We start from the raw sequence: 10360 nt of genomic DNA on the forward strand, positions 1-10360 counted from the left end.
AATTCCGATTCACACCTGAATAAGGCGATCCTATGAAACAAAAAGTGGTTAGCATTGGTGATATCAACGTGGCAAACGACCTGCCGTTCGTGCTCTTTGGTGGCATGAACGTTCTGGAATCCCGTGATCTTGCCATGCGCATCTGCGAACACTACGTGACCGTAACCCAGAAATTGGGTATTCCGTATGTGTTTAAAGCCTCTTTTGACAAAGCCAACCGTTCCTCTATCAACTCTTACCGTGGCCCAGGCCTGGAAGAGGGAATGAAGATTTTCCAGGAGCTGAAGCAGACGTTTGGCGTGAAAGTGATCACCGACGTACACGAAGCATCACAAGCGCAGCCTGTGGCTGATGTCGTTGATGTGATTCAGCTTCCGGCATTCCTTGCGCGTCAGACCGATCTGGTTGAAGCAATGGCTAAAACCGGTGCGGTGATCAACGTGAAAAAACCCCAGTTCGTAAGCCCGGGTCAGATGGGTAACATCGTTGATAAGTTTATCGAAGGTGGGAATGACAAGGTGATCCTGTGTGACCGTGGTGCAAACTTCGGTTATGACAACCTGGTGGTCGACATGCTGGGTTTCAGCGTGATGAAGAACGTTTCCAACCAGTCTCCGGTCATCTTCGACGTGACCCACGCCCTGCAATGCCGCGATCCGTTTGGCGCAGCGTCCGGTGGACGTCGTGCACAGGTTACGGAACTGGCGCGTGCCGGTATGGCGGTCGGTCTGGCAGGGCTGTTCATTGAAGCGCACCCTGATCCGGCCAATGCGAAATGCGACGGTCCATCCGCGTTGCCACTGGATAAACTGGAGCCATTCCTGAAGCAGATCAAGGCGATTGATGATCTGGTGAAGAGCTTCGACGAGCTGGATACCAGCAACTAATAAAAAAACCCGCTTCGGCGGGTTTTTTTATATGTGCATCTTCTCACGCCGGAGAGGGCATCAGGTTCACGCAAAGATCGTCATCAGGTATGCAATAAACAAGGCCATATGCGCCGCACCGTTCAGTACGTTAGTCCTGCCGGTCGAGAAGGAAATATGGCATAGCACCAGTGACGCGACCATGACAATCATCTCCGGCGCACCCAGCGCAAACTGCAGTTCGTTGCCAGTCATAAACGCAATCAGCGTCACGACCGGGACGGTCAGTGAAATGGTTGCCAGCACGGAACCAAAAAACAGGTTCATCGCACGCTGTACCTGATTGCTCAGTACGGCCTTCAACGCACCTAAACCTTCCGGTGACAGGATCAGCAACGCGACCAGGAAACCGGTAAATGCCACAGGGGCATTCAGCTCTGTTAACAGGGTTTCCAGTGGATTGGCGTTCATTTTGGTCACGGCGATAACCGCAATCAGATGTACGATCAGCCAAATCGTATGCCAGGCGTTACTGTGCGCCGAAGGTTTACCGTGATGGGGGTCGTCGTCGTCGCTGTCATCTTCATGTTCATAGACAAACAGGCTCTGGTGCGTTTTCGTCTGAATAAGCAGAAATACGCCGTACATGGCCGCAGAAATCAGGGCAACCAGTAACGCCTGTCCAGTGGTGAAATTCGCTCCCGGCAGCGCCATTGGAAAGATCAGAACAATAATGGCAAGAGGAAAAAGAGCAATCAGGTACTGTTTAATACCAAACAGATTCATATATTGAGTGGCAAACTTACGTCCGCCCAATAACAGAGAAAAACCGACCAACCCGCCGGTAACAATCATGATGATGGAGTACAAGGTGTCTCGCATCAGTGTCGGCGCAGCATCACCTGTCGCCATCAGTGCTGAAATCAGACTGACTTCAAGAATGACGACGGAAAGACTTAATATTAATGAACCATATGGCTCGCCCAGACGGTGCGCTAGCACGTCGGCGTGGCGAACAACACTGAATGCACTGCTCAAAATACCAATCAGGGCAAGGATATTAATGCCGACGACCACTGGCAATGACTGGCTGCTTCCCCAAAAAAGCAACACTGCCAGTGCCAGGACCGGGAAAATGAGTGATGTCTCCTTGTGGCGGGTCTTCACCGCCTCATGTGTCGCTGTCATGTTGTTCTCCCTCAATGCAGGTGCTTGTAATTATAGATAGAAAATTTGTGGCCATTAAACTAACAGATCAAAATTACTATTCTGTTATTTTTTACTTACTTTTACCGTAATGGCTGTATTTCCGCTGAGTTATCTCTAATAGTGTGTTTTATCTAATTAAAAATCTAAATAACAATGAATTAAGTCGTCCATTTTTTCACTTTTGATAATGTCGGGCAAGAGCATAGATCGGCGATAGATGAGGCGCAGTAGTAGGTCAAACGTACTACACGGCTGAATAATTAGCAGCCTCAATTTTGACTTTTCAGGTGGTTGAACTTTCGTTGTATTGCAACTGGCCTGCGAATTGCTTATCGTTAATTAACTGCTGTCAAAATGAACAGCACATAATGCCGGGAAGGCGAATTACAGATGTCGCAAGGAAGCATGCAGTGGCGGAGGTGTAAAGTGTTAACGCGTGATTTCTTAATGAAGGCAGATTGTAAAACAGCATTTGGTGCTATTGAGGAATCGCTTCTCTGGTCGGCTGAGCAACGTGCGGCATCGCTCGCGGCCACGCTGGCGTGCCGTCCGGATGATGGCCCGGTATGGATTTTTGGTTACGGCTCCCTGATGTGGAACCCGGCTCTCGAGTTTGTCGAATCGGCGACAGGGACATTACCTGGCTGGCATCGCGCATTTTGTTTGCGCCTGACGGCCGGACGAGGCAGCGCCTGCCAGCCAGGCCGTATGCTTGCACTGAAAGAGGGCGGGCGCACCACCGGGGTTGCATACCGCTTGCCGGATGCGACGCTGGAGGATGAACTCACGCTCTTGTGGAAGCGGGAGATGATCACCGGCTGCTATATGCCAAGCTGGTGCAAGCTTGAGCTTGATGATGGTCGTACTGTCAACGCGCTGGTATTTATTATGGATCCGCGCCATCCGCTGTATGAAGCCGATACACGCACTCAGGTTATCGCCCCGCTGATTGCATCCGCCAGCGGGCCATTAGGCACTAACGCTCAGTATCTGTTTTCTCTTGATGAAGAACTGACGCGCCTCGGCATGAAAGATGAGTGTCTGAATGAGCTGGTGGCGAAAGTGCAAGCCTTGCTCGAAGGGAATGTGCGAAATAACCCGTTGCGTCCGGGATTTGCCTGATAAAACGCCCGGTTGCCAGAAGGCAAACCGGGCGCAGACATATCAGGCGGGAACGTAACTTACAGAGTGCTCAAGCGATTGACTGTGGCTGTCAATCAGGACATCCCACGTGCCGGTATAGGGCACAGTGAGCCACGCATTATCTTTATCCTGCACGCTTAAAATGTCAGCCTGCGATTGTTTTTGCGCTTTTGAACTCATCAGATGAATGTGGCAGCGCTCTGAGCAACGCACCACCACCGTATCCCCGCCAAACAGTGTCAAACTTGTTTTTACCAGTGCCATTATTTACCCCGTAGTCCGAAACGACGCTCTCCTTGCAGCCAATCCTGAGCGTGATGTTGTTCACAATTCACTCATGGCATAACACCAAACGGGAGGGGGTGAGATGCTGATTTTGATCAAAAAATTGCATAACGTTTAAACAAAAATGACAAAACACCTGAAAGCATTCAGCTGGCGCGTATTTAACAAGGTAAAGACGCGCCTGAATAAAATTAAATGCGGAAATGCCCGGCAGTTTCAGCGAGGTCGCCCGCCTGGCTCTGCAGCGCACTGGCGGCGGCGGCGGATTCGACAACCAGTTCGGCATTCTGCTGTACCATTCGATCAAGATGCGTCACCGCATGGTTAATCTCATGGATACCTTTCATCTGCTCGCTGGTGGCGATTGAAATCTCACGCATAATCCCGGACACACTGCCGATGCTGGAGCGGATCTCGTCCATGCTTTCGCCTGCCAGATGGACATAGCGAGAACCGGTTGCCACGCTGTCGGTAGTGGAGTCGATCAGGGATTTAATCTCTTTGGCGGCTTGTGCGCTGCGGCTGGCAAGGTTACGAACCTCTCCGGCGACAACGGCAAACCCGCGCCCCTGTTCTCCGGCTCGCGCCGCTTCTACCGACGCATTCAGCGCCAGAATGTTCGTCTGGAAGGCAATGCCGTCAATCACACTGGTGATATCACCAATCTTGGCAGAAGCCACTTCGATAGATTGCATGGTCGAGATTGCCTGAGAAACGACATCCCCTCCGCGCGATGCGGCAGCCGAGGCTTTGCTTGCCTGATCGTTTGCTTCCGCTGCGGACTCGTTTGACTGGGTCACGGAGGCTGTGATTTGCTCAACGGCACTTGCCGTTTCACGCAGGCTGGAGGCAGCCTGTTCGGTACGCCCGGAGAGATCCTGGTTACCCGCGGCAATCTCCTGTGCTGCATTTTTTACCGATGCGCTGGCATCGCGTAACTGCACCATCACCACGGATAATTTGTCACTGAACGCATTGAAGGCCTGCGCGATTTGCGCCACCTCATCGTCACCGCTGTCCGGAAGACGCTGGGAAAGATCGTTGGTCCCGTTGGCGATGGCGTGCATAGCATCACGGATATCGGACAAGCGTCTGAGCAGGCGGGCAATCAGGAAATGGACAATGGCTCCGCTGAGCAGGGCAAGGATCACCAGGGAGATCGCGGAGGCTTTCAGCAGAGAGCGCATTCCGGAGGTGGCATCGTTGTTATCGAGGGCAACCACCAGCATCCAGTGTGTACCGGCGACGGGCGTTGCTATAAAGGTTTTCTCGACACCATTAAATAACCCATCAACCGAAACGCCGCTTTTCAGGGCAGTGAAATCAGTGTCTTTGACGGTTTCACTAAAGGGTTTCAGCGTCAGAGCGGGATCGTTGGCGGCAATGACTGTACCGTCGCTATCAACCAGTAAGCCACTGCTTGCAGGTGTAGGATGGATCCCGCGAACGTTAGCCACCACGCTGTCCATCGCCACATCGCCCGCCACCACGGCTTTAAGCGTGCCATTGTCTTTGACCGGTACGGCAAAGGTCACGACCAGTTTACCGGTTCCGGCATCAACGTAAGGGGCAGTTACGACAGGGGCATCGGTGCTGACGACCTGCTGATACCACGGGCGGACGGTAGGGTCGTAATCAGCAGGCACGCCGGCAGGGTCGGAGAATTTCGCCGTTTTACTGGCATAACCCACGTAGACGTTAGTAAAACCACCGGCCTCGGCGAGTTGTTTAAACACCGGAACCGGATCATCGCTTAGCGCCACGTTTTGCGCAGAGGCGATCACGGTCATTTTGCTGTTTACCCAGTCGGCAATCGCCATATTGTGGCTGGCACTGGTGCTGGTCAGAATATCGCGTTGCGATTGCTGGTTATCCTGGCGAGTAACCTGAAAGTTGATAACGGTGTTAAGAATAAGGGCGACGATCAGACAGCCTGTCGTCGCGGCAATGATGCGTGCGCGAATTGATCTGAACATAAGTAAAATACCTGCTGTGTTGTTTCACATGCCTATCGGCAACCCGGCAGGTAAACTTGATGCTGAAACCGCGTCCATAAGAAAATAATATTTTTCAGAATATATTATTAAAAAGTTAATACTTTATCTGCGGTAAGTGTCCATTGAGCCAGTTCGACCAGGGTTCCAATTGCAACTCCGTCAATCAGCGGTAATTCCGTGATACCCCGTCCGTCAGTGCAGGTCTTGCACAGTTTCACTGGGACATTTTGCGCCGTCAGAATTTCCAGCATTTGCTGGATGTTATATCCCTCGGCGGGTTTTTGCCCCTTCAGTCCGGCGGTGACCGCATCAGACATTAAAAAGAGACGTAATTGCAGTTCGCTGTCCTGATCGCGCAGGGCAATCGCCAGACGCAGACTGTTGAAGAGGGATTCACTGCCATATGCCGCACCGTTGGCGACGATTACAATCTTCTGCATGTTGACTCCTGTTCTTTGATAAGGCACGAATATTGCTTATCTCAACCGATAATACCGAACCGGGAGAGTAAGCATGACAATAATGGCTGGCCGTTCACCTGGCGCAATTGAATGGTTCCAGCGCGCAAAGCAGATGCGTCGACAACAGCTCAACACACTGGCACAACTGGGCTCACTCGTGAACGGCATCAGCCGTCTGGCGCATATGCTACAGTGCGAGCGTGGGGCGTCAAATGTCTGGCTCTGTTCCCAGGGAACGTTGTATGCCCTGGAATGCAAAGCCAGCCGGGCGTTAGCGGATGATAATCTCGCCGCGCTTTACCGTATCCTCGATGAACAATCCCCCATGCCCGGCAGTACCGTGTGTGAACGCATTGCGAGTGCGATACAAAGTCTGGATGGGCTTTCGGCACTGCGTGATGGCGTAAGCGAGCAAAACATCACCGCACCTCAGGCGATGGAGCACTACAGCCGTATACTCCGTCATCTGCTCAGTATCGTGCCACAACTGAATGACAGCATTGATGATCCGCAAATTGCGGGGCGATTCGTCGCGCTCTACAGCCTGATGCAGGGCAAAGAGCTGGCAGGGCAAGAGCGCGCGCTGGGTGCAATTGGCTTCACGCAGGGTTTTTTCAGTGATGATACTCGTCAGAGGCTGGTCGACCGCATTGATGGGCAGCAGTCCTGCTTTGATGTCTTTTTATCGTACTGCCGCGAAGATGTACGGGAGACATTTATGCTCAATTGTCAGCCGTGTCTGGAGACTGAGCAACTCAGGCGAGTTGCCTGTACCCGTCAGCCTGGCGCAGACAATGGTCATACGGCGCTTCACTGGTTTGCGCGACAAACCGCGCGTCTTGAGCATCTGAGAACCCTGGAAGAGATCGTTATCGCCGACCTGATGATGGCGGTGGATGCGCGCATCCAGAATGACGATGAGATAACGCCTGTGGATGATGAACAAGACGATCCCCTCGCGTGCTATCCGGATAAACCGTTGTTGCCACTGCTTCGCCAGCAGGCCCGCGAGATTGAGCTGCTGTCCCGCCAACTTGCATCGCTACGCGATACGCTGGAAGAGAGGAAGATCATTGATAAAGCGAAAAGCGTGCTGATGGCACACCAGAATATGAGTGAAGAACAGGCGTGGTATGCCTTGCGAAAAATGGCGATGGATAAAAACCAGCGGATGGTGGATATCGCTCACGCATTGCTTACCGTAAAAACATTGTGGCAGGTAATACCAAAGGAGTAGTTGCACAATCAGTGGGCATTTACTGCATGGTTGAGGTGCGTAAATCTCTCCTGAGGCAGGTTATCACCCGTAAAACAGAGCATAAAACCTGGCATCTACTTTGCATTAACTGATTACCATTTTTTGACGATGCACCAACGGCGGTGCATGCGTCTTCGGGATAAAGGCGTCCAACAGTGCTACGGCATTGTCGGGCGCTTTTTTTTGCTTTTTATTCAGGAGTGGGTCATGGCGGATTTGTCGAGACGGCGATTTTTGCAGGCCAGTATGCTGGCAAGTGGCGCGATGCTGTTACCGGGTGTCATGCAGGCGGCGTGGGCGGGTGGGTCGGATAAGCCGGAGCAAGAGACCGTGCGAATCGGGTTTATCCCCCTGACCGACTGCGCTCCCGTCGTTATCGCAGCACTTAAAGGGTTTGATAAAAAATACGGTATCACCATTGTGCCCACCAAAGAGGCGAGCTGGGCTGCTGTACGCGACAAACTGGTCGCGGGCGAACTGGATGCGGCGCACATACTTTACGGCCTGCTGTACGGGCTGGAGCTGGGAATTGCCGGTAAGCCACAACCGATGGCGAACCTGATGACGCTTAACCATAACGGTCAGGCGATTACCCTTTCCAGCGATCTGGCAGAAAAGGGGGTTCGTGACGTCGACGGGCTGCAAAAGCTGATAGGGCAGCAGGCTCCAGGGACATACACCTTTGCGCACACTTTCCCGACGGGAACACATGCCATGTGGCTTTACTACTGGCTGGCGAGCGCAGGGATCAATCCGTTTGATGATGTGCGCACCGTGGTTGTACCGCCGCCGCAGATGGTCATGAATATGCGCATTGGCAACATGGTCGGTTTTTGTGTCGGTGAGCCCTGGAACGCGCGGGCCATCAACGACCGTATCGGTTTTACAGCCGCTACCTCGCAATCTATCTGGCCGGAACATCCGGAAAAGATCCTCGGGACCCGACGTGACTGGGTCGAGAAAAACCCGCATACCGCGCGAGCACTGGTTAGCGCCGTTCTGGACGCTGCACGATGGATTGACGCATCCCCGGATAACAAACGTGAAACCGCGCAGATCCTCTCTCGTCGTGCATGGCTTAACACTAAAGAGCAGTACCTCACCGGACGCATGCTGGGGGAATACGACAACGGCATCGGCCAGCGCTGGCAGGATGCACACCCGATCCGCTTCTTCAATGACGGTGCAGTCAGTTATCCGTGGTTATCCGACGGCATGTGGTTTTTAACCCAGTTCCGTCGCTGGGGATTGCTCAAAACGGAGCCGGACTATGCCGCTATTGCCCAACGTATTAACCAGACATCAGTCTGGCAGGACGCGGCCACAGCGGTAGGTGGCATCAGTGCGCCATCGTCACCCATGCGCAGTAGCACCTTAATGGACGGAACCGTGTGGAACGGTCTCGATCCGGAAGGCTACGCAAACCGCTTCGCCATTCATCGTAAAGGGGCCTGATTATGACGCATCTGCAAAACAGACAATCCGTTGAAGAAAAACCGACAGGCGGCGAGGTGATTGTGCTTCCGCCTGTTCAGGTTCGTCGTCGTGCCCCGGCGTATGCTCGCCGGTTAAATGCCCTGCTTCAGCGCATTATTCCTGGTTTTCTGGGGCTTGGACTGCTGGTGGTTTGCTGGCAACTGGCTGCAATTAACAGCAAAGGTTTTCCGACCCCTCTGAGTACGTTTGACTCTGCACTTACCCTGTTCGCAGACCCGTTTTATCGCGATGGGCCCAACGACATGGGGATCGGCTGGAACGTGCTGGCCTCTTTACAGCGGGTCGCCGTGGGCTTTGGCCTGGCAGCGTTGGTGGGGATCCCGATGGGCTTCCTGATTGGTCGCTTTACCTTTGTCTCACGCATGTTTACACCGCTGGTTGCGCTCCTGAGACCCGTGAGTCCACTGGCCTGGCTGCCTATTGGTCTGCTGTTGTTCCAGAAAGCGGAGCCGGCATCGAGCTGGACCATTTTTATCTGCTCCATCTGGCCAATGGTCATTAACACTGCCGAAGGTGTACGCCGTATTCCACAGGATTACCTCAACGTTGCGCGGGTGTTGCAGCTTTCTGAGTGGACCATCATGCGACGCATTCTTTTTCCGGCTGTGCTGCCTGCGGTATTGACCGGGGTTCGCCTCTCTATCGGCATTGCCTGGTTGGTCATTGTCGCGGCCGAAATGCTAACGGGTGGGCTGGGTATTGGGTTCTGGATCTGGAACGAGTGGAACAACCTTAACGTCGAAAATATTCTCATCGCCATCGTCATTATTGGCGTGGTGGGGTTGCTGCTGGAGCAGGGGCTGATGCTGATTGCCCGCCGTTTTAGCTGGCAGGAAAAATAAGGAGTGAACATGAAACCGATTATTCAGGTACAAGCGGTGAGTCAGCGTTTTTCCACTGCCAGCGGCGAGTTTCTGGCATTGCAAAATGTCTCTTTTGATATTCATGAAGGCGAAACCGTGAGCCTGATTGGTCACTCGGGGTGTGGCAAATCCACGCTGCTGAACTTGATCGCCGGGATCACGTTGCCCACAGAGGGCGGGCTGATTTGTGATAACCGTGAAATTGCCGGACCCGGCCCGGAACGCGCGGTTGTGTTTCAGAACCATTCACTGCTGCCGTGGCTCACCTGCTTTGATAACGTGGCGCTGGCAGTAGACCAGGTCTTTCGTCGCACGATGAGCAAGGCTGAGCGCAAAGAGTGGATCGAACACAACCTCGAACGTGTGCAGATGGGTCATGCGCTGCATAAACGTCCAGGGGAGATCTCCGGTGGAATGAAACAGCGGGTCGGTATTGCCCGTGCGCTGGCGATGAAACCCAAAGTCCTGCTGATGGATGAACCGTTCGGTGCTCTGGATGCGCTCACGCGCGCTCACTTGCAGGATTCGGTGATGCAAATTCAGCAGGCGCTAAACACCACCATCGTACTGATTACCCACGATGTGGATGAAGCGGTACTGCTTTCGGACCGGGTCATGATGATGACCAATGGCCCTGCGGCCACCGTCGGTGAAATCCTGCATGTTGACCTGCCACGCCCACGTAACCGGGTGCAACTGGCTGACGACAGCCGCTATCACCATATGCGCCAGCAAATTCTGCATTTCCTCTATGAAAAACAGCCCAAAGCGGCGTAACGAG

The 10360-nt window shown here is 53.3% G+C and carries 10 protein-coding genes; 6 read left to right on the forward strand and 4 right to left on the reverse strand.

The genetic code is table 11. The annotated features are described in order from the left end of the window. Positions 1-32: 32 nt before the first annotated feature. A complete protein-coding gene (gene kdsA, locus GF617_RS17085) occupies positions 33-887 on the forward strand; it encodes a 3-deoxy-8-phosphooctulonate synthase (protein ID WP_181619713.1) in 855 nt (284 codons plus the stop codon). 66 nt (positions 888-953) lie between these two features. Here kdsA and chaA read toward each other — a convergent pair whose 3' ends face one another. Then, entirely contained in the window at positions 954-2054 is a 1101-nt protein-coding gene (gene chaA, locus GF617_RS17090; RefSeq protein ID WP_181619712.1) for a sodium-potassium/proton antiporter ChaA, read from the reverse strand. A gap of 447 nt (positions 2055-2501) precedes the next feature. Between chaA and GF617_RS17095 the strand changes: the two genes are divergently transcribed. Beyond that, the gene (locus GF617_RS17095; RefSeq protein WP_181623771.1) at positions 2502-3197 is read left to right on the forward strand and encodes a gamma-glutamylcyclotransferase; all 696 of its coding nucleotides are present in this window, start codon (positions 2502-2504) and stop codon (positions 3195-3197) included. Positions 3198-3239: 42 nt separating this feature from the next. Here GF617_RS17095 and GF617_RS17100 read toward each other — a convergent pair whose 3' ends face one another. The 3 genes from GF617_RS17100 to GF617_RS17110 all read right to left on the reverse strand — a co-directional run bounded on the left by GF617_RS17100 (position 3240) and on the right by GF617_RS17110 (position 5940). Then, entirely contained in the window at positions 3240-3482 is a 243-nt protein-coding gene (locus GF617_RS17100; RefSeq protein ID WP_181619711.1) for a DUF1883 domain-containing protein, read from the reverse strand. Between the two features lie 212 nt (positions 3483-3694). Then, positions 3695-5479, reverse strand: a complete 1785-nt coding sequence (locus GF617_RS17105; protein WP_203452142.1) for a methyl-accepting chemotaxis protein — start codon at positions 5477-5479, stop codon at positions 3695-3697. A 107-nt stretch (positions 5480-5586) separates the two neighbouring features. Beyond that, positions 5587-5940: a DsrE/DsrF/TusD sulfur relay family protein gene (locus tag GF617_RS17110; protein WP_181619709.1), complete on the reverse strand. Its 354-nt coding sequence runs from the start codon at positions 5938-5940 to the stop codon at positions 5587-5589. Positions 5941-6013: 73 nt separating this feature from the next. Between GF617_RS17110 and nasR the strand changes: the two genes are divergently transcribed. From nasR to GF617_RS17130, 4 genes are all read left to right on the forward strand, one after another. Next, positions 6014-7198, forward strand: coding sequence for a nitrate regulatory protein NasR (gene nasR / locus GF617_RS17115; RefSeq protein ID WP_203452143.1), 1185 nt, complete (start codon positions 6014-6016; stop codon positions 7196-7198). A 228-nt stretch (positions 7199-7426) separates the two neighbouring features. Continuing rightward, the gene (locus tag GF617_RS17120; protein WP_181619707.1) at positions 7427-8674 is read left to right on the forward strand and encodes a CmpA/NrtA family ABC transporter substrate-binding protein; all 1248 of its coding nucleotides are present in this window, start codon (positions 7427-7429) and stop codon (positions 8672-8674) included. Between the two features lie 2 nt (positions 8675-8676). After that, positions 8677-9558 (forward strand): nitrate ABC transporter permease, encoded by an 882-nt coding sequence (ntrB, locus tag GF617_RS17125; protein WP_181619706.1) that lies wholly within the window; start codon positions 8677-8679, stop codon positions 9556-9558. 9 nt (positions 9559-9567) lie between these two features. Beyond that, entirely contained in the window at positions 9568-10356 is a 789-nt protein-coding gene (locus GF617_RS17130; protein ID WP_181619705.1) for an ABC transporter ATP-binding protein, read from the forward strand. The last annotated feature ends 4 nt before the right edge of the window (positions 10357-10360 follow it).

Source organism: Lelliottia sp. RWM.1 (assembly GCF_016859735.1).
Classification (GTDB): domain Bacteria; phylum Pseudomonadota; class Gammaproteobacteria; order Enterobacterales; family Enterobacteriaceae; genus Enterobacter.

Coding starts and splice junctions, on each gene's coding strand:
- kdsA (WP_181619713.1), top strand. CDS start 33: ATGAAACAAAAAGTGGTTAGCATTGGTGATATCAACGTGGCAAACGAC.
- chaA (WP_181619712.1), bottom strand. CDS start 2,054: ATGACAGCGACACATGAGGCGGTGAAGACCCGCCACAAGGAGACATCA.
- GF617_RS17100 (WP_181619711.1), bottom strand. CDS start 3,482: ATGGCACTGGTAAAAACAAGTTTGACACTGTTTGGCGGGGATACGGTG.
- GF617_RS17105 (WP_203452142.1), bottom strand. CDS start 5,479: ATGTTCAGATCAATTCGCGCACGCATCATTGCCGCGACGACAGGCTGT.
- GF617_RS17110 (WP_181619709.1), bottom strand. CDS start 5,940: ATGCAGAAGATTGTAATCGTCGCCAACGGTGCGGCATATGGCAGTGAA.
- nasR (WP_203452143.1), top strand. CDS start 6,014: ATGACAATAATGGCTGGCCGTTCACCTGGCGCAATTGAATGGTTCCAG.
- GF617_RS17120 (WP_181619707.1), top strand. CDS start 7,427: ATGGCGGATTTGTCGAGACGGCGATTTTTGCAGGCCAGTATGCTGGCA.
- ntrB (WP_181619706.1), top strand. CDS start 8,677: ATGACGCATCTGCAAAACAGACAATCCGTTGAAGAAAAACCGACAGGC.
- GF617_RS17130 (WP_181619705.1), top strand. CDS start 9,568: ATGAAACCGATTATTCAGGTACAAGCGGTGAGTCAGCGTTTTTCCACT.